Consider the following 24,553-nt stretch of genomic DNA (forward strand, 5'->3'; position numbering starts at 1 on the left):
GTTGAGCTGTCCCCGATGCGCAAATTCCGGGGCGGCTCCGCCGGCGCCTTTTCGACTTTTGCGAGGTACCCCTTTGGCCGAACACCTTTCCCTGTCCGGCGTTTCCCACGGCTACGGCGACAAGCTTCTGCTGGATAACGTCGACCTCCTCATCTCCTCCGGCGAACGTGTTGCGTTGGTCGGTGAGAACGGCGCCGGCAAATCGACCATCCTGCGCCTGGCATCAGGCCGCGAAAGTCCGGATGCCGGTGTCGTGAAGATCAACGGCAGCGTCGGTTACCTGGCGCAGACACTGGACCACCCGGCGTCGGACACTGTGGGCCACGTGATTGACGCGGCGCTGTCCTTCATTCGCGGAATGGAGGCGGAGCTGCATGCGCTGGAGGCCGGCCTGGATACAGCCGACGACGCCGGCCTCGCCCGGTACGGCGACCTTCAGACGCAGTTCACGCTGCACGGAGGTTACGAAGTGGACGCCCGGGTGGACTCGGCGATGCAGCATCTTGGACTGGGCGGCATGGGGCGGGGGCGTGCGCTTTCCTCGCTCTCCGGCGGTGAACAGGAGCGGCTGGCGCTCGCCTGCCTGCTGGCTGATCCGGCCGCGATCCTCCTGCTTGATGAGCCCACCAACCACCTCGACGACGACGCCGTCAGCTGGCTTGAACGGCAGCTCGCCTCCCACCGGGGTGCTGTCCTTGCCGTGTCCCATGACCGCGCATTCCTACGGACCTTCGCGACGTCCATTGTGGAACTGGATGCCGACAAGTTGGAGCTCCGGCGCTACGGCAACGGCTACGAGGGGTATCTGGCGGCGAAGGAATCCGAGCGGCGCCGGTGGGAACAGGAGTACCAGCAGTGGCTTGACGCCCAAGAGGCCGAGCGGCTCAAAGCGGCAACCGTCGAGCAGCGCATGGGGTACGGCCGAAAGCGCGACGGCGACAAAATGGCCTTCGACTTCAAGCAGGGCACTGTGCAGGAGGCCCTGAGCAGCCAGAAACGCAACGCGCTCGAGCGGTTACGGCGGTTACAGGAGAACCCGGTTGACCGGCCGCCCCAACCGCTGGCACTGTCCGCCCGGTTCGGCGGACGCTCGCTGCACGGGGTCGTCGTCACGGTGTCCGGACTGGTGGTCGTGGACCGGCTGGCGGTGTCCTCACTGCGGGTTGTCGCGGGGGAGAAGCTGCTCGTGACCGGGCCCAACGGCGCCGGCAAGACCACGCTGCTCAATGCCATCGCCGGAACCTCGGATCACGCCGGTACCGCTCGGCACCGGGGGAGGCTTGGCTACCTGCCGCAGGAACTCGCCCCGCCGGCGAAGCCGTCGCAACGGCTCCTGCCGGCATTCGCGGAAGGGCTTCGCGGCGACATCGATGAACACGCGGACCGGCTGCTGAACCTCGGACTGTTCCGGTCGCGGGACTTCACGGTGCCTGTTGGCGGACTTTCCGCCGGCCAGTACCGCCGGCTGGCGCTTGCCCGGTTGCTTGTGGGCTCCTACGACGTGCTGCTGTTCGACGAACCGACCAACCACCTCTCACCCGTGTTGGTCGGGGAACTGGAGGAGGCGCTCGAGCGGTTCACCGGAACACTTCTGGTGGTCAGCCACGACCGGGAACTGCGCCGCTGGTTTGCAGGCCTTGACGGTTCGGAGCTGCGGTTGGACGCGGGCCGGGTGGTGGAGCGGCGGGCGGCGTAAGCGGCGCTCGCCGAACGTTTCCGTGCAGGTCTGGCGGGCGCCGTCGTCGTAATTTCGGTGTTTCGCCGCCCGACACACGCCCGGCCGGCCCGTACCTGCACGGGAATGAAGCGTCCCGGTTGACCCCTCCCGCACCCCGTGCGATTCTTTATAGAACGAACGGTCGGTAATTATGCCGTCCTCGAACACGATCGCTGATGATGACGGAGACTGGCATGGCCGAGGCTTTTCTGGTGGGCGGGGTACGCACCCCGGTGGGACGGTACGGCGGAGTCCTTTCGGCAGTCCGCCCCGATGACCTGGCGGCCCTCACAATCCGCGAGGCAGTCGCACGGACCGGCCTGGACCCCGAGGCGATTGACGAAGTGATCCTCGGAAACGCCAACGGTGCCGGCGAGGAAAACCGCAACGTCGCCCGCATGGCTACCCTCCTTGCCGGTCTGCCGAACACCATTCCCGGCATCACCGTGAACCGGCTCTGCGCCTCGGGACTGTCCGCGATCATCATGGCCTCCCACATGATCAAGGCCGGAGCTGCGGACATCGTTATCGCAGGGGGCGTCGAGTCCATGAGCCGCGCACCCTGGGTGATGGAGAAGCCGACGACGGCGTTCGCCAAGCCGGGTGCCTCCTTCGACACCTCCATCGGTTGGCGGTTCACCAACCCCACCTTCGCGGCGCAGGACAAGACCACGTTCTCGATGCCGGAGACCGCCGAGGAAGTCGCGCGCGTTGACGGGATCAGCCGCGATGACGCCGACGCCTTCGCCCTGCGTTCCCACCAGCGTGCGCTGAAGGCGATCGAGGCCGGGCATTTCAAGGACGAGATTGTCCCGGTGAACACGACGAACCGCAGGAAGAATGTCACGGTGGACACCGACGAAGGTCCACGCGCCGACACCACGCTTGAGGTCCTCGCGGGGCTCAAGCCGGTAGTCGCCAAGGACGGCGTGGTGACCGCCGGAAACTCGAGCTCGCTCAATGACGGTGCGTCCGCCGTCGTCGTCGCCTCTGAAGCCGCGCTCACGAGGCTTGGCCTGACACCGCGTGCACGCATCGTCACCGGCGCCTCAGCGGGAGTGCCGCCGGAAATCATGGGGATCGGACCGGTTCCGGCAACACAGAAGGTCCTGCAACTCTCCGGCCGCAGCATCGGCGACCTCGACGCCGTCGAACTCAATGAAGCCTTCGCCACGCAGTCGCTCGCGTGTATCCGCAGGCTGGGCCTCGATGAGGAAATCGTCAACCGCGACGGCGGAGCGATCGCCCTCGGCCACCCGCTCGGCTCGTCCGGCTCCCGCATCGCCATCACGCTGATGGGCCGGATGGAGCGGGAGAACGGGCGCCTGGGCCTGGCGACCATGTGCGTCGGAGTCGGCCAGGGCACGGCGATGCTGCTGGAGCGTGTGTAGTGGAAACCCTCAAGATCGACGACGACGGTGACCGCCTCAGCGTCCAACTGCACCGTCCCGAGGTGCGCAATGCCATAGACCAGCAGATGGTCGATGAGCTTCACTCGGTGTGCACGGACCTCGAACGGGATCCGCGGATCCTGATCCTCTCCGGAACCGGCGGCGTCTTCGCGTCCGGGGCAGACATCGCCCAGCTGAAGGAACGACGCCGGGATGATGCCCTCGCAGGAATCAACTCCACGCTCTTCTCACGCATCGCTCAGCTCCCGATGCCCGTAATCGCGGCTCTCGATGGCTATGCCCTGGGTGGTGGCGCGGAGCTGGCCTTCGCTGCGGACTTCCGGCTCGGCACACCGGAACTGAAGATCGGCAACCCCGAAACGGGACTCGGCATCCTCCCGGCGGCAGGGGCAACGTGGCGGCTCCGCGAGCTGGTGGGCGAACCGCTGGCCAAGGAGATCCTGCTGGCGGGCCGCGTACTGAACGCTGAGGAAGCACTCGCAGCCCGGCTCATCACCGAGATCCACCCCGCGGACGCGCTCCTGCAAGCGGCGCACAAGCTCGCGGACCGCATCGCCCGGCAGGATCCCCTTGCCACACGGATCACCAAGAGCGTGTTCCATGCACCCCGCGAGGCTCACCCGATGATCGACCAGCTCGCGCAGGGGATCCTGTTCGAGTCCGACGCGAAGTTCGAACGCATGCAGGCTTTCCTGACAAGGAAAGACACAGACCGGAAGAAGAAAAAGTGAACGTACCTGGCATTCCTGGAACCGTCGGAGTTCTCGGCGGCGGACGCATGGGGGCCGGCATCGCGCACGCGTTCTGTGTGGCGGGTGCCGCCGTCGTCGTCGTCGAACGGGACGACGACGCCGCTGAAGCCGCGCGCGGGCGCGTCACCGCCGCGCTGGACAAGAGCGTCGCCAAGGGCACGACGACGGAAAGCCAGGATGCGCTCGCAGGCCGCCTGAGCGTAGCGACGGATTATTCGGCGTTCGCGTCCTGTGCGCTCGTGGTGGAGGCCGTGCCGGAAGACTTCGCGCTGAAGTCGGCCGCGCTCGCGTCGGTGGAGGAACAGCTCGACGACGACGCCTGGCTGGCAACGAACACCTCCTCCCTCTCGGTGAGCGAACTGGCGGGCGTGCTGAAGCGCCCGGAGCGGTTCTGCGGGCTGCACTTCTTCAACCCGGTTCCGGCGTCGACCTTGATCGAGGTGGTGCTGGCGCCGTCGACCTCCGCCGAGCTCGAAGCCCAGGCGCGCGGGTGGACCGAGGCACTCGGCAAAACGCCCGTGGTCGTGAAGGATGCCCCCGGATTCGCCAGTTCACGGCTCGGTGTGGCCATAGCCCTGGAAGCCATGCGGATGGTCGAGGAGGGCGTTGCGTCCCCGGAGGATATCGACACTGCAATGGTGCTGGGCTACAAGCATCCCGTCGGTCCCCTGCGGACCACGGATATTGTGGGCCTGGACGTGCGCCTCGGGATTGCCGAGTATCTGGGGTCCACGCTGGGGGAGCGCTTCGCGCCGCCGCAGATTCTCCGGGACAAGGTTGCCCGCGGCGAACTGGGCCGGAAGTCCGGCCAGGGCTTCTTCACCTGGGACGGGTAGTTAGTTTGCTCCGGGGAACGCAACCTCGAGTCCGTTAGCTGCACAGGCCTCGATCATGCGCTGGTTGTAACTGATAACCAGTGCTGCACGGAGTTCATCCGCTGTAGCGACATGGATCGCGTCGAGTGTTCTCAGGCTGAAGGGCTCAAGCTCCGCTGCCTTCCGGGAAATCTCGAGGGTGAGAGGAGCAATTTCAATGCTGGCCAGAAGCTCCTTACTCCGGCTGGCAGCGGAGCTGTCCCGTCTGCGCGAACTACGCGCCAACTCCACAGCTCCGATCTGCGATGTAGCTAGGCGTTCGTCCCGTGACCCCAGATAAGTGAGTAACTTCGCTGACTCGGCTTCCGTTACGATCATCTTCACGAGGGCGGAGGTGTCCATATAGATCACAGCCGGTCTGCCCGCATTTCCTCAAGAATTTCACTCATTGACGGCGCGTCTTCTGATGCAGGCAAGGGCGGTGGGAGATCCCGCCAGTTAGCAGTGGCCGGAATCAGCCTTCCGTCTGCGATGAGCTGCTCCCGCCAGACGAGATCCGGCGTCATTGGTTGGAGGGTAGCCATTGGCCGGCCGTGGTTGGTGATGAGCACGCTTTCTCCCGTCCGCAGGGCTTCCTCCAAAATGCTCGACGCGTTCTGGCGCAGTTCCCGTACTCCAACGCTCTTTCTACCTGGCTTGGCCATGGAAGTAATGTAGCACATTTTGTGTAACATTGGTTTGATGGCGCGGCACATCCAAACGGTTCAGCCAGCGACCAGATAAGGGCTAGTGTTTTCTCCATGAGCGAGCGGACCCTTGCGGACAAGCCGTTAGTCGGGCCTGTCGAAGCGCCTGAACTGCACATCATGACCTACAACATCCGACGCCGGGTTGCCCACGTGAATCCATGGAGCCACGATCACTGGGGCAGGCGGGAGCCCCTTGTCCGTCGCCTGCTTGCTGCCGAGCAGCCCACCATCCTGGGCGTGCAGGAGGCCCTGCCGGACCAGCTTCCCGCCATTCTTGAAGGCCTGGGGGACAGGTACAGCAGCATCGGCCGCGGGCGCAATGCCGACGGCGGCGGCGAGCAGTGCCCGCTGGTCTATGACTCGGCGCGGCTTGAGTTGTTGGACTGGGACCAGGACGCACTCTCCAACACCCCGGATGAACCCGGGTCCAACGGGTGGGGCAACCTGATCCCCCGCATCATCGTGACCGGGCGGTTCCGGGACCGGGAGACGGGCAAGGAACTTACGATTATCAATACGCATCTGGACCATATGTCCCGAAAGTCCCGTCAGCAGTCCGTGGTGGCAATCCGGTCATTGGTCGCGAGGACCCAGGGCGCCGTCGTCGTGCTCGGCGACTTCAACACGGGCGCCGCGTCGCAGCCGTACGAGGCGCTGACCAGCGATGACGTGCTCACGGACGCGTGGGACGTCGCCGAGGAACGGCTCACCGAGCTCTGGGGCACGTTCCCGCATTACCGCGCGCCGAAGCAGGGGCGGAAACGGATTGACTGGGTGATGGTGAACTCCGGTGTGACGGTGGTGGAGACGGGCATCAACACCACACGCTACGACGGCGCCTGGCCTTCCGACCACACGCCGGTGCAGGCGATCATTACGGTGGACTAGCTAGTCTTTGACCACCTTTTTTACCTCGTGGAGGTAGCCGTTCTTGTAGCCCTTGGCGTTGGGGTGCAGCCCGTCCAGGGCCGTCCCGGCGGTGAACCACGGCTGCGGTGAGCCTAAGCCGTGGCCGGCGAACCGCTTGGTCAGGTCAACGTACTTCACACCTGCGGTTTTTGCCGCCGCGCGGATGACGTCATTGAGTGCGTCCGTGCCGTCGTTGAACAGTTGTTGGTCCTCCGGGGTGAGTACGCCCTGGAACGTCCCGAGTGCCACGGGTACTGCGTTTCCAAATTCCGGCGAGAACAGGTGCGGGTAGCCGGTCACGATCACTTGCGCCTTACCGGTATTCGCCTTGATGCCCGCGTACACGCTCGGGAGGTTCGCAGCAAGGGTCGTCTGCGCGTAGAACGTCGCTGCCGCGACCGCGTTTTCACAATCCGCCGGCACGGGGCTCGTGCAGGCGCCGATGACCGTCAGGAATCGCACGTCGTTGCCCCCGGCGGAGATGGTGACCAAGTCGGTTTTCCTGTTCAGCACACCTGATTGAACTGCTGCGCCTATTTGCAGCGGCACATCGCCCAGCGCGGTGGCTCCGCTGCAGGCCAGGTTGGCATCCAGTTCGATCCGTCTCCGTTCGTCGAGGAGGCCGGGATATCCGAGCGGGGATTGGCCGCAGACGTCGCCCTCAGTGTAGGACCCCGCCCCGAATCCTGCCGCGTAAGAGTCACCGAAGGCGACGTAATCAATGGTGTCCCGCTCGCCCGCTGACGCCGGCGCAACCGCTGATCCAGCAACCAGGCCGGACGCGAGAAGCGCGCCGGCCGCTATCCGAAAGAGTTTCATTGGCTCAAGATACTCCTGATCGGACGCCGCGAACATAGCACTTCGGCGCGTCCTCCGGAGCGGTCGCCGGTAGCCTTGGAAGCATGTCCTTGACTGAGTTGGATGCCCTGCACCGGAGCAGTACCCACCGCACGGTTCGTTGGGAGGGTGCGGTCAATGCGCGCGACCTTGGCGGGGTCAGCCCGGCGGTCAGGCCAGGCCGGCTCTACCGGATGGGCCGTCAGGAGTGGCTGACGGAGGCTGGCTGGCAGCAGGCGTACGACGACGGCGTCCGCACCGTGATCGACCTGCGGAACCCACAGGAGCGGGGACGGCGGGAGACGGACCCCGTACTCAACAGTGCTGTACTGGACCGCTTCCGGGTGGTGAACTGCCCCACCGAAGACCAGTCCGATAAGGAATTCATGGCGCTCGCAGGCCCCTACCTGAACTCACCGGAGTACTACGGCGAGAACCTGCGGCGCTGGCCGCAGAAGATCGCTGCGGTGGTGCGCGCCGTCGCTGGGGCGGAGGGCGCCGTCGTCGTGCACTGTGCTGCAGGACGGGACCGGACGGGCATGGTGACTGCCGTGCTGCTCGCGCTGGCAGGAGTGCCGCACGAGGACATCGCTGATGATTATGCGCTGGCTGTCCACGGAATCAATGAGCACCACCTCGCGCAGGAGAAGCCCAGGGAAACGCCGAAGTCGCCGGAAGAACTTCAGGAGTGGATCAGCCGCACGCGTGAGCATCTCCTGGACCTGTTGAACGGGTTTGACGCCGGGACCTATCTGCTGGACGCAGGCCTTTCCCAGAAGGAAGTTGGCGCCGTGCGGGAAAGGCTGACCGCGTGAGTGCGATAGGGCCGGTGACGCTACGGGGGCAGCTGGTGACGCTGGAACCGTTGTCCATGGAGCACCACGACGGCCTGGTTGACGCGGTGCGTGACGGCGAGCTTTGGAACCTCTGGTACACCCGGATACCCACGCCGAAGGACATGGCCGGGGAGATTGAGGGACGCCTCGCGAAGCAGCGCGAGGGTTCGATGCTGCCGTTTACCGCGCGGCGCTCGGATACCGGTCAAGTCTTGGGGATGACGACGTACTGCAACATCAACGCTGACACGCCGAAGGTTGAGATCGGGTACACCTGGAACCGTCCTTCGACCCAGCGCACCGGCACCAACGCCGAAAGCAAGCTGCTCCTGCTGACGCACGCTTTTGAGACCCTAGGATGCACCGCTGTCGAATTCCGGACGCACTGGATGAACCACCAGTCCCGTGAGGCGATTGCCCGGCTCGGGGCGAAACAGGACGGCGTGCTTCGGGGGGATGTTCGCATGCCGGATGGAACGGTCCGGGACACGGTGGTGTTCTCGGTGATCGCGTCGGAGTGGCCGATGGTCCGCTCGCACCTCGAGTACCGGCTGGCCAAGCGCCGCCCTTAGGGCCTACTTCTTCTTTTTCTCGAGCAGCAGGTTGGTGATGCGCAGCGTGCAGAGGCGCTCGCCGTCGTCGTTGGTTATCAGTACCTCATGCGTGGTGAGGGTGCGGCCCAGGTGAATGGGGGTGGCCGTGATGGTGATGACGCCGTCCCGGGCGGACTTGTGGTGGGTAGCTGAAACGTCCACGCCGACGGCGGTCTTCCCCAGTGTGCTCGCGTGGATGACGGCGGCCCAGGAGCCCACGGCCTCACCGACGGCAAGGGACGCGCCGCCGTGCAGCAGCCCGAACGACTGCCGGTTCCCCTCCACCGGCATCGTGGCCACAACACGCTCCACGGACTGCTCGGTGATTCTCACGCCCATCTTCTCGTCGAGCTCGCCGAGGGTGATCTGCCAGGGTTCGCCGGTCATTGAAGGCTCCTAATGGGTGTGGCGTTTAATGTACTCTGGACATATTACCGAACGTCCGTTCAGTAATTTCCAGCATCCTCATCGAGCCCCGAAAGCGAAAGGTCAACGATGACTTCGACCGCCCTCAGCGTGGACATCGTCCCCAGCTTCATCCGCGACGCCTGGTGGACACCGGACCAGCACACTCTCTCCGAGGAGAACTCGACGGAAGTCCGGGACGCGAGCACCGGCGAACTGCTCGCCCTGGTGAGCACCAACGGGCTCGACGTCGCCGACGCCGTCGAATACGCCCGCACCACCGGCCAGACCGAACTGGGCCAGTTCACCTTCCACCAGCGCGCGCTGAAGCTCAAGGCCCTCGCGCAGTTCCTCAACGGGCAGCGGGACCACCTGTACGAACTTTCCGCCCGCACCGGCGCCACCAAGGTGGACTCGATGGTGGATATCGACGGCGGTATCGGCGTCCTGTTCACCTTCGGTTCGAAGGGGCGGCGTGAGCTGCCGAACTCGCAGGTAGTCATCGACGGGCCAACGGAAGTGCTGTCCAAGGACGGCTCCTTCGTCGGTGAGCACATTTACACGCGCATTCCCGGTGCGGCCGTGCAGATCAACGCATTCAACTTCCCTGTGTGGGGCATGCTGGAGAAGCTCGCGCCGTCTTTCCTTGCAGGTGTGCCGACCATCGTGAAGCCGGCAACGCCGACCGGTTACCTGACCGCCGCCGTGGTGAAGCTGATCATCGAGTCGAACATCCTGCCGGCTGGTTCACTGCAGCTGATTTCCGGGCCGGCCCGCGACCTGCTGGACCACCTGGACTACCGCGACCTGGTGTCCTTTACCGGTTCGGCCTCCACCGCCAACAAGCTGAAGTCCCACGAGAACGTTGCAACCGGCGGTGTCCGGTTCACCTCCGAGACTGACTCCCTGAACGCCGCGATCCTCGGTGAGGATGCAGTGCCGGGCACCCCCGAATTCGATGCCTTCATCAAGTCACTCGTCACCGAGATGACCGTCAAGGCCGGCCAGAAGTGCACGAGCATCCGCCGCACGCTGGTCCCCAAAGCATTGGTCAACGACGTCGTTGCTGCCGCGCGCGACCGCATCGAGCAGCGCGTCACGCTCGGTGACCCACGCGCGGAGGGTGTCACCATGGGTGCGCTCGCATCGCTGGGCCAGCTCCGGGACGTTCGCGCCGCCGTCGAATCCATGATCGCCGCCGGTGGTGAGCTGGCGTACGGAACCCTGGATTCACCGCGGGTTACGCAGGCGGACGGGACGGTGGACGTCGTCGAAGATGGTGCCTTCATGTCGCCGGTCCTCCTCACCTGGGAGAACGCCGACGCCGTCGAGCTTCACACGGTGGAGGCGTTCGGCCCGGTCGCCTCCGTTGTAGGGTACGACGACGTCGCCCACGCCGTGCGCCTGGCCGCCATGGGCGAGGGTTCCCTGGTGGCGACAGTATGCACCAATGATCCGTCTATTGCCCGCGAACTGGTTTTGGGGATCGCTGCCCACCACGGACGTGTGCTCCTGCTGAACCGGGAGGACGCGCGGACTTCAACCGGGCATGGCTCGCCGGTGCCGCACCTCGTGCACGGCGGCCCTGGACGGGCAGGGGGTGGCGAGGAGCTCGGTGGCATCCGTTCGGTGCTGCACCATATGCAGCGCACGGCACTGCAGGGTTCACCGAACATGCTCACCGCCGTCACGGGCGTCTGGCACGCCGGAGCGGACCGCACCTTCGACGAGGAGCACCCGTTCCGGAAGAAGCTGGCAACGCTGCGTATCGGCGATGCCATCCGCTCCGACCTGCGCCAGGTAACGCTCGAGGACATCACGGCTTTCGCGAACACCACGGGGGACAAGTTCTACGCGCACACCAATGAGGAAGCTGCCGCGGCGAACCCGTTCTTCCCGGGCATCGTGGCGCACGGGTACCTGCTGCTCTCCTGGGGCGCGGGGCTGTTCGTTGAGCCTGCGCCGGGGCCGGTCCTGGCTAACTACGGGCTCGAGAACCTGCGGTTCATTACGCCCGTTGCGGCGGGGGACTCCATCCGCGTCACGCTCACGGCAAAGCGGATCACCCCGCGCGAGGATGAGGAGTACGGCGAGGTTTCCTGGGATGCGGTGCTGACCAACCAGGACGACGAGATTGTTGCCACCTATGACGTCCTGACGCTCGTGGAGAAGTAGCCTTTCCGCTTCGGCGTGTGAATCAACCCACCGACTCCGACGTTTCACGGGGTATGTCTAGACATACCCGGTGAAACCTATGATTCGGTGGGGCATAGTGTGCGTCCTACGTGCGGCCCCAAACCGATCTGGGGCGACTTTTCCACATAGGAGTGGGTTCGTCCCCGCGCGTCGGCTGACTCGGCCACCATGGATCCCATGGAGATTGAGAACGTGCTGATCCTGCATGGAGGAGTCTGCCGCAGACGCGACCTGGTTGCTGCCGGAATCAGTGCGAGGAAGCTTCAGCGCGCACTGGAGCAACGTAGGGTAGCCAAGGCAAGACGCGGAATCTACGCGTTGCCGGACGCCGACCGCGGAAGGATTGCAGCTGCGGCGATGGGCGGGGAGCTTGCCTGCATCAGCGCCGCCGAGCGACTCAACCTGTGGGTGCTGCGCAAACCAACGCTCTTGCACGTGTGCTTCGACCAAGCGCGCCAGGTCGGGCCGGACGTCCGGGTGCATAGAGCAGCGCGGCCGGTAACACCTCTGCTCATCTGCCTGCAGGTTATGCGGTGCCTGCCCGAGCTAGATGCGCTCTGTATTGTCGAGTCCGCAGTTGTGAGGCGGCTGGTTTCACTCGAGCAACTCCGAAGCAGTACCGGCGGTAAACGGGATGCGCCACTGCGTCGGATCATAAGCCTCGTAGACCCGCATTCACAGTCCATACTTGAGACCGTCGCGCGATATCCACTCAGAGAAGCCGGGCTCGCCGTTCAGTCCCAGGTCTATGTGAAGGGGGTCGGGCGGCTGGATCTCTTCGTCGACGGGATCCTCGGAATCGAAGCCGATGGAAGGGAATATCACAGCGGGCCGGTGGAGTTCGAAGAGGACCGTCGTCGTTGGAACCTGCTCACAGTGGGTGGTGTCCCGGTCCTGCGTGTGACCCGCGGTCAAGTCGTGGACCGTCCTGAGGCGTATCTCAAAATGGTTCGGCAGACGCTCGCCGCTCACCGCGGCACGCACATCCGCGCAAGTGCTCCCATCGAATCCGGCGGTTCACTGGGCATGTCTAAACATACCCAGTGAACCGGGCGATTGAGTGGGTGCATCGATTGAGACCGGGCGGGAAGGACCGGGCGCGAGCACCGGGCAAAGCGGCGGAGCTAGGCGTGGTGGTGGAGGCCCTCGAAGACCATGGCGATGACGTCGTCGGCAAGTTTCTCGGGCGTCAGGGGGCCGCCCGGCTTGTACCACTCGACCAGGGAGTTGATAGTGCCGAAGAGCAACCGCGTGGTGGTGCGGGGATCAATATCCTTGCGCACCGATCCCTCGGACCGGGCGGCTTCCACCAGTGCTGCCACTTGATGGTCAAACGCACGACGGCGCTCAAGGGCTTCGCGCTCAACCTCCGTGTTGCCGCGCAGCCGCAGGAGCAGCGTCACGAAGGGCAACCGCTCGGTCAGCACGGCGATGGTGCCGCGCAGCACATATTCCAGGCGCTGGTCAGCCTTTCCATCGGTTGCGTCAGCGTGTGTCAGGACGGCCTCGAGCCCACCGAGCGCGTGATCCAGCGCCAGGCGCAGCAGATCGCCCTTCGAAGGTACGTGGTGGTAGATAGCAGACTTGCTGATACCCAGGTTCTCGGCGAGCACGCCCATCGAGGTAGCCTCGTAGCCGTGCCGGTTGAAGACGTCAACGGCGATGTTGAGGACTGTCTGCTGGTCGTATCCGGGACGTCCGCGACGGGTTGCGGCCTGTGAACTGGGCATACGGGCTATTTTCGCATGAACGTTCGGTCAGCAGCGCTTCCAAACGCCGAGCTACGCCTTGGGCCGCAGGTCATAAATTCGCTTCAGCTTCCCGCTGGAGCGCGCCAGGGAACCCGTCTCCACAACCGATACCGCGCAGCTTGATCCGATGTGAATCTTGATCTGCTCGCTCAGCTGGGAAGCGGCAGCCGCGGCGTCGTCGGAACTCACACCCTCGCGAGGCTCAATCCGGATGGTCAACTGATCCATCCGCTGTCCCTCCGGGCGGGTGAGCTCCAGTTGGAAGTGCGGGCTCAGTGCCGGAATCCGCAGCGCAATCTCCTCGATCTGCGTGGGGAAGAGATTCACGCCGCGCAGGATGATCATGTCATCGCTGCGTCCCGTAATCCGGTCCATCCGGCGCATCCCCGGGCGGGCCGTGCCGGGCAGCAAGCGCGTGAGGTCATGCGTTCGGTAGCGGATGATGGGCAGCGCTTCCTTGGTCAGCGAGGTGAAGACCAGTTCCCCGGATGAGCCGTCGTCGAGCACCGCATCGGTGAACGGGTCAATGATTTCCGGGCGGAAGTGGTCCTCCCAGATGTGCGAGCCATCCTTGGTTTCAACGCATTCGCCGGCGACGCCTGGCCCCATCACCTCCGAGAGTCCGTAGATGTCGCACGCGTCGAAACCCATGCGTTCCTCAAGCTCGTGCCGCATCTCGGATGTCCATGGCTCGGCCCCGAGCACGGCGGTCTTCAACGAGGTGCTTCGTGGGTCGATCCCGGCTGCCACCATCGCATCGAGGATGGTGAGCAGATAGGTGGGGGTGCTGAGGATGACGTCGGGCTCGAAGTCGCGAATGAGCTGCACCTGGCGCTCCGTCTGCCCACCGGAGATCGGAATGACCGTGCAACCCAGCTTCTCGGCACCGAAATGCGCGCCCAGGCCGCCTGTGAACAGCCCGTAGCCGTACGCGTTGTGAACCTTGTGCCCCTTCTTGACCCCGCTCGCCCGCAGGGACCGCGCCACAAGCGAGGCCCACCGGTCGAGATCCCCAGTGGTATAGCCGACGACGGTGGGTCGGCCTGTGGTGCCTGAGGACGCGTGGATCCGTGCCACCTGCTCCTGCGGAACCGCAAACATGCCGAACGGGTAGGTCTGCCGAAGGTCTTCCTTGGTTGTGTAGGGGAACTTGGCGAGGTCCGACAGCTCACGCAGGTCGGTGGGATGAACCCCGGCGTCGTCGAACTTGCGGCGGTAGAGGTCCACCCTCTCGTACGCGTACTTGACCGTCCACTGGAGGCGCTCCAGCTGCAGTTCTTCGATGCGTCCGCGGTCGAAGCCCTCTTCGGCATCCCAGGTTGCGGCGTCCGCTGCGGTTGCCTTGATGGCTGTAGTGCTCATGCGTTCCTCTCTTCGGGCTTGTTGGTCGGCGCGTTCACGGACGGCTGAGCGCGGCGGTTGGGGACGGTGCGCGAGCGTCCCCGAAACTCGGCAATGAGGCGCGTGTCGCCGTCGTCGTCCGCAGCTGTGATGGCGATGTCGTAGAGCCCGCTGCGGCCGGCGGACGCCCGCCGTTTGGCAACGGCGGTAAGCAGCTCGCCCGGCAGGGCGGAGGAGAGGAAGTTGATGTCGACGCCGGATGCAACCGTGATGGTGTCCGTCTCGCCAACCGGATTGCAGGCGAGCGCGAACGCCGAATCGGCGAAGGCGAAGACCATGCCGCCGTGTGCAATGCCGAAGCCGTTGAGCATTTCCTCGCGGAGGCGCATGGTGATGGTGGCATGCCCGTCCGCGAGCTGGACCACGTCGATTCCCAGCCAGCGAGAGGCGTGATCCTGTTCGAGGATGGGGTGTGCAGGACGGACGTCAGTGTCCTTCATGAAGGCCTCTCAGAATTATTTACCGAATGTTCATTAGGTAATACCGGGACGGCGCCGACTGTCAAGCAGGTGAAGGCTATGTGGCACACACGGGTCACGCAAAAAGGCCCTGCCGCGGACCCGCCAGCGGTGCTAGTCTGTTCCGCACAGCGGCGCTCCGGAAAGGGGTACGCTTTGCGACAACGGATTTCCCGGCTACTGGCCATCGCAGTGTGCTCGGTGTGGACCATCACGGCCTGCACGATCCCGAATTCACCGGAAACCGCGCCGACTTCGGCAAGCACCGAACAAACAACAGAAGCACCAACAACTCCGGCCCCGACAACAGAAGCGCTAACAACGACGCCGGCCCAGCCGCACGTCCAGGCGGTTGTCTCTTCCAACTCCCTCGCAACCGACGCCGGAGCCGAGATCCTCAACACGGGCGGGTCCGCCGCCGACGCGGCGGTGGCGGTAGCCGCGGTGTTGACCGTCGTCGAGCCGTTTTATTCGAGCGTTCTGGGCGGTGACACCTGGGCTCTCTATTACGACGCCGGCACGCAGGAAGCCACGAGCCTCAACGGTGTGGGTCCCGTGGGCAGCAAGGCGACGCTGGAGGATTACGCCGCCCGCGCAGGTGAGTACGGGATACACCAGGCAATCCTGCCCGCCGCGTGGGACGGCTGGATGCTGTGGCTCCGCGACCACGGGAGACTGGACCTGCGCGAGGTGCTCGCTCCCGCGATCGGGATTGCGCGGGCCGGCTACCCGGTCAGCACCGAGATGACCTTTTGGCTGACCCAGCAGGAAGCCAATATCCGGAACAGTCCCAAGCTGAGCGAGCTGTACCTGCGGAATGGTGCGCTTGTTGCGACCGGCCAGACCGTCACACAGCCCGATCTCGCCGACACGCTCGAGGCGCTCGCAACCGCGTACGACGACGGCGCCGCCTCCTCCGGCGACGAGGCCGCCTCCCACGCGGCCGGCATCCAGGCCGCTCGGGACTACTTCTACCGTGGCCCCTTGGCGGAGGCGATCGTTGCCTATTCCGACGAGTTCGGCGGGTACCTGACACTTGAAGACTTCGCCGGGTACGAGGCGGAGCAGGTGGATCCAATCTCGATCGACTGGGGCCAGGGCCTCACGGTGCTGCAGAATCCGCCGAACAGCCAGGGGATCGCGATGCTCCTTGCCCTGAATATCCTGAAGGCTGAGGATTGGGTCGGGCGGTCGCCGTCGGACCCTGACGTGGTCCACCGACAGGTGGAGGCGGTGAAGCTCGCCTACGCGGACCGTTTCGAGTACATCGGCGATCCGGCCCGCATGGAAGTGCCCGTGGAGGAACTGCTCTCGGACGAGTATGCCGCCGCACAACGCGCCCGGATCGATATGGAACGCGCGGCCGAGTGGCCGATCGAAGCCGGGCTGGACCGGCAGGCGACGGACACCACAACCGTCCACGTGACGGATGCTGAAGGAAACGCCGCAGCGGTCACCACCAGCCTGGGTGGCCAGTTCCTGGTGGTCGGAGATACCGGCATCCACATCAACGAGCGCATGAAGTTCATGTCAACCGATCCGGACAACGTGAACGCCGTGGCCCCGGGCGCTACCGTACGGCACACGTCCAACCCGTACATGGTGCTCCGGGACGGCCGGCCGTACCTGCTCGGCGGGAACACGGGCGTCGATACCCAGCCGCAGGCGCAGCTCCAACAGTTCATGAACGTGGTGGCGTTCGGGTTGGGTCCGCAGGAGGCCGTCGCGCAGCCGCGTTTCGTAAGCACAGCATTCCCGGCGTCGATCTTCCCTTATCCCGCGGACAATATCCTGCACGTTGAGACGAACTACCCGGCTTCGACGGTCGAGGATTTGCGCGCCCGCGGACACAATATCGCGATCGGGATCGGGATCTTCGGAACAGCCAACATGCTCGAGATCAGCGAGGACGGTTCGACGGCCCGCATCGGCGCGGAGCCCCGCAACGACACCGCCAGCGGTGTGGTGCTTCCGCCCTAGCGGTCCGGTAGCTATTCGTGTGTGGGTTCGCCCGTGACGCGGTGGTCTGCGTGGTTCATCCCCTCGCGGACCAGGCGTGCAAGGTGCCCGTCGATGATGCTGTACACAACGTTCCGGCCTTCCCTCTTCGCGCTGACCAGTTGGGTAAAGCGCAGCTTCGCCAGGTGTTGACTGACTGACGTCCGGGTTGCGCCCGTCCGCTCTACGAGGGAGCCCACACCCGCAGGTTGCTCAGCGAGGAGCCAAAGTATGTGTAACCGCGTGGGATCAGCGAGCATCCGGAAGGTCGCTGCGCCCGCTTCCAGGCGCGCGCTATCCGGCGTGATCGGGTGGTGCAGGCTCGGCGCACCGGGTATCGGACTCTCGCTCATGTCTCACCTTCCCGACAACGTGGACATCCCATCGGCCTTCATTGCGGGCTCTGTGGGCCAGAGGCGAAGCGCCGCTACAGTGCCCAGTGTAGCCAGTGCAGCAAGAACGACGGCGGCGCTCACCTGACCGGCGACCGCGCCAACCCAGCCGGCTATCGGGTAGGTGAGGATGAAGCAGGCGTGGGACAGGGAGAACTGTGCGGTGAAGAGGTGCGGCCTCGTTGCATCAGTGGCCGCCCGGCGCAGCAGTCGCGCCGAGGGCGTATTGATCATTGAGGTGCCGGCACCGAGGAACACCCAGACCGCCAGCATCGCAGCCCACGGCGGTTCTGCAAGGACAACCAGGGCTGCAGCAGCCACGCCGGCACTGATGACAGCCGCACCTGCGAGCATGAAGTTGCGGTCAGTTATCCGTTCCAGGAGGCGCGGAGTGATCAGGGCGATCACCATGGAACCCGCACCGAAGCAGGCGAGAGCCGCTGCGACTTCAGCATTGGAGCCAGCGTAGATGTCCCGGACGTAAACCACCGTGTTGACCAGCACCAGGGCCGTTCCGCCGGCGACCACAAGGTTCAGGGCCAACAGGGCGCGCAGGGAAGGATCCCGAAGGAAGATCCGGCTGCCCAGCGTCGTGCGATGCCACACGGAGCCGGTGTTGGCGTGTGCCGGCACGGAGGGCAGGCGGGCGGAAACAACCATCACCGCTGAGAACAGGAAGCCGGCCATCGTCCCCAGGAAGAGGTTCGAGTAGCTCATCAGCGTCAGCAGCGCGGCGGCCAGGACCGGGCTCAGTAGGGCCTCCAGATCGTAGGCAAGGCGTGAGAGTGACAGGGCCCGCGTATAGTCGCGTTCCTTCGGCAGGACAACGGGAATCAGTGACTGGAAAGCCGGCGTGAAGGTCGCGGAGGCCGATTGCAGGATGAACACCAGGATGTAAATCTGCCAGGCCTGGTCGATGAAGGGCAACGTCATCGCGATGCCGGCGCGCACCAGATCCGCGCCCACCAGGACGGCCTTCTTCGGCAGTCTTTCCACCAGGGCCGCCATCACCGGGGCAACGAAGACGTAGGCGAGCATCTTGATGGTTAACGCTGTGCCAAGCACGGCGCCCGCCCGGCCGCCGGCGAGGTCGAAGGCCAGCAGGCCCAGCGCAACCGTCAGCAGGCCAGTTCCCAGCAGCGCGATCACCTGGGCTGCGAAAAGATTCCGGTACGTCGGTACGCGTAGGACGCTGAACATGGACACAAACATATCTTTAAGTGCGCAGTTGTGCACATATGAACCCGTGCGCCATGGATGCGTGCTGTACTCTCAACCAAATCCTGCCGTTCTGCCGGTAGATGATCGGGTTTCAGGGAAACGCGTAAGGAGCAACCAGCATGAACGCAACAACACCCTTCCCGGATGGGTTCCTGTGGGGAGCGGCTACCGCTGCCTACCAGATCGAGGGCGCGGCACACGAGGACGGTCGGCAGGACTCCATCTGGGATGTCTTTGCGCGCGTTCCCGGCGCCGTTGCTGACGCCCATAACGGCGACGTCGCCTGCGATCATTACCACCGGTACGCCGAGGATGTTGCGCTCATGAAGGAACTGGGGCTGGGTGCCTACCGCTTCTCGACATCATGGTCACGGTGCATGCCAGATGGCAGGACCCCTAATCCGGCGGGTATCCGGTTCTACTCGGACCTGGTGGATGAGTTGCTCGCTGCGGGCGTCACGCCGTGGTTGACCCTTTACCACTGGGACTTGCCGCAGGCGCTGGAGGACGACGGCGGGTGGACCAAACGCGAGACGGCGCACCTTTTCGCGGAGTACGCCAGAACCATGCACCAGGCACTCGGCGATCGCGTCCGGATCTGGACCACCCTGAATGAGCCGTGGTGCTCTGCGTTCCTCGGGTACGCCTCGGGTGAGCACGCTCCTGGGAGACAGGAACCCGTTGCGGCCCTGGCCGCCGCTCACCATCTGTTGCTTGCGCACGGACTGGCAACGCGTGAACTGCGGAAGGGCGACCCGGACGCCCAACTGGGACTCACCCTCAACTTCACCATTCCGGACCCGCTCGATCCCGACAGCGAGGCTGACCGCGACGCCGCCCGGCGCATCGACGGACAGTTCAACCGGATCTTCCTGGACCCGGTGGTGAAAGGGCACTACCCGGAGGACGCGCTCGACGACGTACGCCACCTGGGTTTCGAGCGTTTCATCCAGCCCGGTGACCTTGACATAATCGCCACGCCGATCGACCTGCTCGGGGTGAACTATTATCACGGCGAAGCGGTCACCACCACAGCGCAGCCGCCCGTGGATAGGCCCGAATCCGCCCGTCAGCTTTCCTCGCCGTACGTCGCGGCCGACGGCGTATCCTCGGTTCCGCGCGGCCTGCCCGTGACCGCCATGGACTGGGAGGTTCAGCCGGAGGGCCTTCGCCGGCTTCTGAACCGCCTGCACCAGGACTACACCGGTCCCAGGAACATCCCGCTTTACATCACCGAAAACGGTGCTGCATACAACGACCACCCGGACGAATCCGGCTACGTGAATGACCAGGACCGCCTTACCTTCATCGAATCACACCTCCACGCCGTCTCCGACGCCATCGCAGACGGCGCGGACGTCCGCGGCTACCTGGCGTGGTCGCTGCTCGATAACTTCGAGTGGTCCTGGGGCTACCACCAGCGGTTCGGCGTGGTGCGTGTGGACTACGAAACGCAGCGGCGCATCCCGAAGGCAAGCGCGCGCTGGTTCGCCGACGTCATCCGCGCCAACGGACTACCCGCCCGGCCCACCGGCTGACCCTGGTGGTCCGCCCGGCTCACCAGGCCCGCCCGGCTCACCAGGTGCCCCAGGTGCCCCAGGTGCCCCAGGGGGTCCGGGTGGCTCGGAACCTGGTGGCGGTTCCGTGGCTGGTGGCGGTTCAGGCGGCCCGACGCCGGGGCCGGACGGCTCCGTAGGTGCAGGTGTTGGGGAACCCGACGGCTCAGGTGCGGGAGTGGGGCTTGGCGTGGGGGCCGGTTCCGTCGGCGCAGGATCGGGTTCCGGTTCAGGAGGTGGGGGCTGGCTTGGCTCAGGTTCCGGCTCCGGTGCGGGCTCGGGATCAGGCGCCGGATCCGGTGCGGGGGTAGTAGCGGGAGGGGGCTCCGGTGCGGGAGCAGGCTCGGGGGCAGGGGCGGGCGGTGGCGCCGGAGCGGGCACTTGAATGGGCGCGGGTGGGAATGTCAGGCCGGGGGTGCCCGATGGCTCTGGACTGGTTTGCTCCGGTGCCGGCGTAGCTGACTCAGACGGCGTGCCGCCGCCCAGGCTCCGATCGAGAAACGCCCGAAGGTTGGCTATCGCTTCTTCTATCTCCCGCTGTTGTGCGGAATCGACCGCACCGATGAGGGCGAGCGCACCCAACCGTGTACTCAGGCTGTCCAGCGCGTCCAGAGCCTCAGCAAAGTCGCCGCCCACGGAAAGTTGGCTGACTTCCAGAACATCAGCCTGGAGCTGCTGCATCGCGGCCGCATCACCGTCCGGGGCAGGACTACAGCCGCTGAGCAGTGCAAGGCTCAACGCTGCTCCTGCGGCGTAAAGACGGGACGGTTTCTTCATCATGGCGTCACGCTCTCCTGCAGATCGTCCAAAAGTTCGCCGAGCTCTCCGGTCGCGGGAGGATAGTCAATGGGTTGGGAGTCCGTTCCCGGCAGAAGAGCCGGAACAAGGAAAGCCGCCGCAGTCAGGAGGGTCAGTACCGCCAGAAGCACAATCAGCGCCCACTGCAGCACTCCCGGCCTGCGCCTGCGCGAAGATATCACCGAGCCTGAAGCCCCGTCTCGACGGTCCCCTTCGTCTTCTTCATCTGGAGTGTGCAGTGGAGTCCCGCGCCGGTTCTGCTGCGGTTGCTGTGCCGTTATGGGAAACGCCTCGTGTGATGCGGCAGGCATCGAAGCTGCTGTCGCATCAGCGGCCGTCAGGGCCGCAGTCGTCTCGCCGTCTTCGCCGGGCCCAACCACACCTACTGCTGCCGTCGGTAAGCCGGTCCGGGTATCGCCGTCGACATTCCTCGCTGGGACAACCGACTGGCGGGCTTCACTGAACTCTGAATCGAGGACTGTCGAAACCTCCTTCGCGGAAGGGCGGGCAGCCGGATCACGCTGCGTCATGTCGCGGAGCAGCCGGCCCCAATCGCTGTCCGGCCAAGGAATCGCCGGGTCATGGTGGAGGCGGGCGGCGGCCGAGGCCGCAGCGGGACCGGGAAAGGCGGTCTCCCCGGTGAGGCATTCAAGCAGGACCAGACCGAGGGAATAGACGTCGCTGGCAGCGGTCGCACCAAGGCCTTCCGCCTGCTCGGGACTGAAGTAGGCAGCGGTGCCGACGGATTGGCCCGTGGCAGTCAGATGCGCATCTTCTACGAGGCGGGCGATACCGAAATCCGTGAGTTTGGGCTTCTCGGCCCGGCGGGGGTTGCTGCTGGCACCAATGAGGATGTTGCCCGGTTTCACGTCGCGATGGACTACACCCTGGTCATGGATATATGCCAGAGCCTGGGCCACTCCGCGGCCCAGCGCCTTCGTTTCACTTTCAGTGAGTGGCGCATGGGAATTGGTGCGGCGGAGGTCCTCGCCGGTGATCAGTTCCATCACGAGGTACGCCCGGTGATGGATGTCTTCCTTATCAACGCCGACGTCGAATACAGTCACCAGATTGGGGTGGTTCAGGCTGGCCAGTATTCTCGCTTCGGCCTGCTGCCGGGCCTCGTCATCCGATCCGATCGGCCCGGTGTGGAAAACCTTGACTGCTACGTTCCGGCCCAGTACTTCGTCCCGTCCCTGATGGACTGACGCCATACCACCCTGGCCGATTAGGCTGACAAGCCGGTAACGGCCACCGAGGATTTGGTGTTGGACAGGCTCGTCCTGGGGGCCATCGGCCCCCACAGTTGTCGCAGCATGTGCCGAACCGGCACGCTTGCTGTCCATCTGTTAACTATACCGACGCGGGCTGTCAGTGGTGGGCTGCAGGACGCCCGGCAGGGCTCCGAACACTTCTGCACTTTCCATACCGTGTATTCGGAGCCCAAGCCCGGAAAGATCTTGAGGTAATGGGAATTTCGGGCCTACCCCACGATGCCGGCAGTCCGCGTAAGCGGCGCAGTTGCACCGAGCGCGTCCGCAGCAAACGCGTAGTCCCAGGCGACGTCCTTCCACTGCTCGTAGCGACCGCTCGCTCCGCCATGCCCGCCGTCCATCTCCGTTTTGAGTACGATCGGCTCGCTGCCCGTTGTCACTTCCCGCAGCTTCGCAACCCACTTCGCGGGCTCCACGTAGAGCACGCGTGTGTCGTTGAAGCTGGTGACGGCGGCGATGCGCGGGTACGTGGTTGCCTGCACGTTCTCGTACGGTGTGTACTCCTTCATGTACTGATAGACCTCGGGATCGGTGATCGGATTGCCCCACTCTTCCCACTCCAGGGCTGACAGCGGCAGTTCGGGATCGAGGATGGTGCTCAGCGCGTCCACGAATGGGACCTGCGCGATCACGGCCCGGTACTTCTCCGGGGCGAGATTGACGACGGCGCCCATCAGCAGGCCGCCGGCCGATCCTCCGATGGCGGCGATCCGGTTGGGGTCCGCCCAGCCGGACTCGGCCATGTGCGTAGTCGCATCGACGAAGTCGGTGAAGGTGTTCTTCTTTGCCAGCTTCTTACCGTCCTCGTACCAGGTTCTGCCCATTTCGCCGCCGCCACGGATGTGCGCCACAACGAAGATCACCCCACGGTCCAGCAGCGACAGCCGTGAGATCGAGAAGCCCGGGTCCATGCTGATCTCATAGCTGCCATAGGCATAGATGACGGCAGGATTGGTGCCGTCCTGGGTGAGATCGCGGCGACGCAGCACCGACAGGGGAATCTGCGTACCGTCGGTGCCGGTTGCCCACTGGCGTTCGGCAACGTACTCCTCCGAGCGGTAACCGCCGCGCACCGGGGTTTCCTTGCGCAGGGTCAGCTCACCGCCGTCGAGCAGGTAATCGTAGACGCGGGGCGGTGTGAAGTAGGAAGTGTAGGAAAGCCGGATCACCGGGGCTTCGAACTCGGCACCGGCGAGGGTGCAGGTGTAGAGAGCCTCGTCGAATGAAGGCTCAATCGGCGCGTGCTGGGACGCAGTGCCCAAGCCTTCCCTAGGCAGGATCTGCACCCGCATGGTGGTGTCCTTGCGCACTGAAACCAGGACGTGCGTGGCGGTGACCGTCGCGCCATGGACGCGGACGGCGTCGTCGTGCTCTATGACCGTCAACCACTCCTGATCGGCGAGCGGACGCTCGAACTGCTCCGCACCCACCAGGCTCACCATTGAGTTCTTCGCACCGCGGTCATGGGTCAGGAGGTAGTGGAGGCGGCTGTCGATCGTGAGCGGTTCCGCTTCATAGAGCACACGCTCGGAACGGGGAATGAGGGTGGTGAGCCCGGCGTCCTGGTTGCGGAGGTCCAGCACCCGGTATTCGCTGTACTCGGAGCAGCCGATGCCGATGAGCAGCTGCGTGCGGTCGGCGGAGAGGTCGAAACCGGTCCACATGGCGACGTCGTCCTCCTGGTAGACCAGCGCGTCGTCGTCGACGGCGGCCCCGAGACGGTGGGATTTCACCTGGTAGGGACGCCAGCTGTCGTCGACGACGGTGTAGAACACCTGCCGTCCGTCCGGGGAAAACGCGACCCCGTAGAAAACGTTCGGGATCTCGTCCGGCAGCAGCTCACCGGATCGCAGGTCCTTGATCCGGAGGGTGAAGCGCTCATCGCCGGCGTTGTCCACACTGAAGGCAAGCAGGTTGCCGTCCTCGCTGACCGCGAGCCCGCCGACGGAGAAGAACGGCTTGCCCTCGGCCTCGGCATTGCCGTCCAGCAGTATCTGCTCGCCGGGCACCGGCTGGCCCGGAACCACCTCCGGGGGAGTCCAGTCCTTGGCGACGTCCCCGGTATCCGTTGCACGGACGCGGCAGTGGATGCTGTACTGCTTCCCTTCCTCCGTGCGGGAGTAGTACCACCAGCCCTGCTTGCGGGCCGGCACCGAGAGATCCGTTTCCTGGGTGCGGTTCTTGATCTCGTTGAAGATGTCCTGACGGAGCTGTTCCTGACCGGCAGTAACGGCGTCGGTATAGGCGTTTTCCGTCTTGAGGTGCTCCACGACCTCCGGATTGTCCTTGGCGCGCAGCCACTCGTAGTCGTCGACGAACGTATCGCCGTGGTGGGTGCGTTCGGTGGGAATCTTCTTGGCGACGGGAGGGGTGACAGTCATGGCACCATCCTGCCAGAGGGCGTACGCGTTCTTGACTGTGCATCTTCCCGCCCGATATCCTGAACGAACGGTCGGTAATTATTTCGGTCTGGCATCGGGCCA

Annotated in this window: 23 protein-coding genes; 11 read left to right on the forward strand and 12 right to left on the reverse strand. The window is 64.9% G+C overall.

Annotation, left to right across the window (positions count from 1 at the left end; genetic code table 11):
• The first annotated feature begins 73 nt into the window (after window positions 1–73).
• The 4 genes from ACX80C_RS06050 to ACX80C_RS06065 all read left to right on the forward strand — a co-directional run bounded on the left by ACX80C_RS06050 (window position 74) and on the right by ACX80C_RS06065 (window position 4,717).
• The gene (locus ACX80C_RS06050; RefSeq protein WP_459325382.1) at window positions 74–1,696 is read left to right on the forward strand and encodes an ABC-F family ATP-binding cassette domain-containing protein; all 1,623 of its coding nucleotides are present in this window, start codon (window positions 74–76) and stop codon (window positions 1,694–1,696) included.
• Between the two features lie 215 nt (window positions 1,697–1,911).
• Window positions 1,912–3,108 (forward strand): thiolase family protein, encoded by a 1,197-nt coding sequence (locus ACX80C_RS06055; RefSeq protein WP_459325384.1) that lies wholly within the window; start codon window positions 1,912–1,914, stop codon window positions 3,106–3,108.
• Window positions 3,108–3,860, forward strand: a complete 753-nt coding sequence (locus tag ACX80C_RS06060) for an enoyl-CoA hydratase/isomerase family protein (protein ID WP_459325385.1) — start codon at window positions 3,108–3,110, stop codon at window positions 3,858–3,860. Before ACX80C_RS06055 ends, ACX80C_RS06060 begins: the two co-directional genes overlap by 1 nt.
• Window positions 3,857–4,717 carry a 3-hydroxyacyl-CoA dehydrogenase family protein gene (locus tag ACX80C_RS06065; protein WP_459325386.1) on the forward strand — a complete coding sequence of 287 codons (861 nt, stop codon included), beginning with the start codon at window positions 3,857–3,859 and terminating at the stop codon, window positions 4,715–4,717. Before ACX80C_RS06060 ends, ACX80C_RS06065 begins: the two co-directional genes overlap by 4 nt.
• On the opposite strand, the gene ACX80C_RS06070 is transcribed toward ACX80C_RS06065, so the two are convergent.
• Together ACX80C_RS06070 and ACX80C_RS06075 are read right to left on the reverse strand one after the other, a co-directional pair.
• On the reverse strand, window positions 4,718–5,098 hold the full coding sequence (locus ACX80C_RS06070; protein WP_459325387.1) for a type II toxin-antitoxin system VapC family toxin: 381 nt from the start codon (window positions 5,096–5,098) through the stop codon (window positions 4,718–4,720).
• 5 nt (window positions 5,099–5,103) lie between these two features.
• Window positions 5,104–5,400, reverse strand: a complete 297-nt coding sequence (locus tag ACX80C_RS06075) for a type II toxin-antitoxin system Phd/YefM family antitoxin (RefSeq protein WP_459325389.1) — start codon at window positions 5,398–5,400, stop codon at window positions 5,104–5,106.
• 96 nt (window positions 5,401–5,496) lie between these two features.
• Between ACX80C_RS06075 and ACX80C_RS06080 the strand changes: the two genes are divergently transcribed.
• Window positions 5,497–6,333, forward strand: coding sequence for an endonuclease/exonuclease/phosphatase family protein (locus ACX80C_RS06080; protein ID WP_459325391.1), 837 nt, complete (start codon window positions 5,497–5,499; stop codon window positions 6,331–6,333).
• On the opposite strand, the gene ACX80C_RS06085 is transcribed toward ACX80C_RS06080, so the two are convergent.
• Window positions 6,334–7,173, reverse strand: coding sequence for an SGNH/GDSL hydrolase family protein (locus ACX80C_RS06085; protein WP_459325392.1), 840 nt, complete (start codon window positions 7,171–7,173; stop codon window positions 6,334–6,336). It lies immediately after the preceding gene.
• Between the two features lie 83 nt (window positions 7,174–7,256).
• Between ACX80C_RS06085 and ACX80C_RS06090 the strand changes: the two genes are divergently transcribed.
• The gene (locus tag ACX80C_RS06090; RefSeq protein ID WP_459325394.1) at window positions 7,257–8,006 is read left to right on the forward strand and encodes a tyrosine-protein phosphatase; all 750 of its coding nucleotides are present in this window, start codon (window positions 7,257–7,259) and stop codon (window positions 8,004–8,006) included.
• Window positions 8,003–8,599 (forward strand): GNAT family N-acetyltransferase, encoded by a 597-nt coding sequence (locus ACX80C_RS06095; RefSeq protein WP_459325395.1) that lies wholly within the window; start codon window positions 8,003–8,005, stop codon window positions 8,597–8,599. Before ACX80C_RS06090 ends, ACX80C_RS06095 begins: the two co-directional genes overlap by 4 nt.
• 3 nt (window positions 8,600–8,602) lie before the next feature.
• On the opposite strand, the gene ACX80C_RS06100 is transcribed toward ACX80C_RS06095, so the two are convergent.
• The gene (locus tag ACX80C_RS06100; RefSeq protein WP_459325396.1) at window positions 8,603–9,007 is read right to left on the reverse strand and encodes a PaaI family thioesterase; all 405 of its coding nucleotides are present in this window, start codon (window positions 9,005–9,007) and stop codon (window positions 8,603–8,605) included.
• 108 nt (window positions 9,008–9,115) lie between these two features.
• On the opposite strand from ACX80C_RS06100, the gene paaZ reads away from it, so the two are divergent.
• Together paaZ and ACX80C_RS06110 are read left to right on the forward strand one after the other, a co-directional pair.
• A complete protein-coding gene (paaZ, locus tag ACX80C_RS06105; protein WP_459325397.1) occupies window positions 9,116–11,200 on the forward strand; it encodes a phenylacetic acid degradation bifunctional protein PaaZ in 2,085 nt (694 codons plus the stop codon).
• A 198-nt stretch (window positions 11,201–11,398) separates the two neighbouring features.
• Window positions 11,399–12,268 (forward strand): type IV toxin-antitoxin system AbiEi family antitoxin domain-containing protein, encoded by an 870-nt coding sequence (locus ACX80C_RS06110; RefSeq protein ID WP_459325398.1) that lies wholly within the window; start codon window positions 11,399–11,401, stop codon window positions 12,266–12,268.
• Window positions 12,269–12,345: 77 nt separating this feature from the next.
• Here the strand turns inward: ACX80C_RS06110 and ACX80C_RS06115 are convergent, their stop codons facing one another.
• From ACX80C_RS06115 to paaI, 3 genes are read right to left on the reverse strand one after another with little or no spacing between them, the layout of a single operon-like run.
• A complete protein-coding gene (locus tag ACX80C_RS06115) occupies window positions 12,346–12,951 on the reverse strand; it encodes a TetR/AcrR family transcriptional regulator (protein ID WP_167994513.1) in 606 nt (201 codons plus the stop codon).
• Window positions 12,952–13,002: 51 nt separating this feature from the next.
• A complete protein-coding gene (gene paaK, locus ACX80C_RS06120) occupies window positions 13,003–14,334 on the reverse strand; it encodes a phenylacetate--CoA ligase PaaK (RefSeq protein WP_459325399.1) in 1,332 nt (443 codons plus the stop codon).
• Window positions 14,331–14,813, reverse strand: a complete 483-nt coding sequence (gene paaI, locus ACX80C_RS06125; protein ID WP_459325400.1) for a hydroxyphenylacetyl-CoA thioesterase PaaI — start codon at window positions 14,811–14,813, stop codon at window positions 14,331–14,333. The genes paaK and paaI overlap by 4 nt, the downstream gene beginning before the upstream one ends.
• A gap of 174 nt (window positions 14,814–14,987) precedes the next feature.
• On the opposite strand from paaI, the gene ACX80C_RS06130 reads away from it, so the two are divergent.
• Complete coding sequence (locus ACX80C_RS06130) at window positions 14,988–16,811, forward strand: gamma-glutamyltransferase family protein (RefSeq protein WP_459325401.1); 1,824 nt, start codon at window positions 14,988–14,990, stop codon at window positions 16,809–16,811.
• Between the two features lie 11 nt (window positions 16,812–16,822).
• Here ACX80C_RS06130 and ACX80C_RS06135 read toward each other — a convergent pair whose 3' ends face one another.
• A complete protein-coding gene (locus ACX80C_RS06135) occupies window positions 16,823–17,182 on the reverse strand; it encodes an ArsR/SmtB family transcription factor (RefSeq protein WP_459325402.1) in 360 nt (119 codons plus the stop codon).
• Between the two features lie 3 nt (window positions 17,183–17,185).
• Window positions 17,186–18,421 carry an MFS transporter gene (locus tag ACX80C_RS06140; protein ID WP_459325403.1) on the reverse strand — a complete coding sequence of 412 codons (1,236 nt, stop codon included), beginning with the start codon at window positions 18,419–18,421 and terminating at the stop codon, window positions 17,186–17,188.
• 140 nt (window positions 18,422–18,561) lie between these two features.
• Here ACX80C_RS06140 and ACX80C_RS06145 point away from each other — a divergent pair, with 140 nt between their 5' ends.
• Window positions 18,562–19,980 carry a GH1 family beta-glucosidase gene (locus tag ACX80C_RS06145; protein ID WP_459325404.1) on the forward strand — a complete coding sequence of 473 codons (1,419 nt, stop codon included), beginning with the start codon at window positions 18,562–18,564 and terminating at the stop codon, window positions 19,978–19,980.
• Here the strand turns inward: ACX80C_RS06145 and ACX80C_RS06150 are convergent.
• The 3 genes from ACX80C_RS06150 to ACX80C_RS06160 all read right to left on the reverse strand — a co-directional run bounded on the left by ACX80C_RS06150 (window position 19,957) and on the right by ACX80C_RS06160 (window position 24,451).
• Entirely contained in the window at window positions 19,957–20,778 is an 822-nt protein-coding gene (locus ACX80C_RS06150) for a hypothetical protein (protein ID WP_459325406.1), read from the reverse strand. The genes ACX80C_RS06145 and ACX80C_RS06150 overlap by 24 nt on opposite strands.
• A complete protein-coding gene (locus tag ACX80C_RS06155) occupies window positions 20,775–22,142 on the reverse strand; it encodes a serine/threonine-protein kinase (protein WP_459325408.1) in 1,368 nt (455 codons plus the stop codon). Before ACX80C_RS06155 ends, ACX80C_RS06150 begins: the two co-directional genes overlap by 4 nt.
• A 137-nt stretch (window positions 22,143–22,279) precedes the next feature.
• Entirely contained in the window at window positions 22,280–24,451 is a 2,172-nt protein-coding gene (locus tag ACX80C_RS06160) for a S9 family peptidase (protein WP_459325409.1), read from the reverse strand.
• Window positions 24,452–24,553 lie beyond the last annotated feature (102 nt).

Source organism: Arthrobacter tecti (assembly GCF_054511355.1).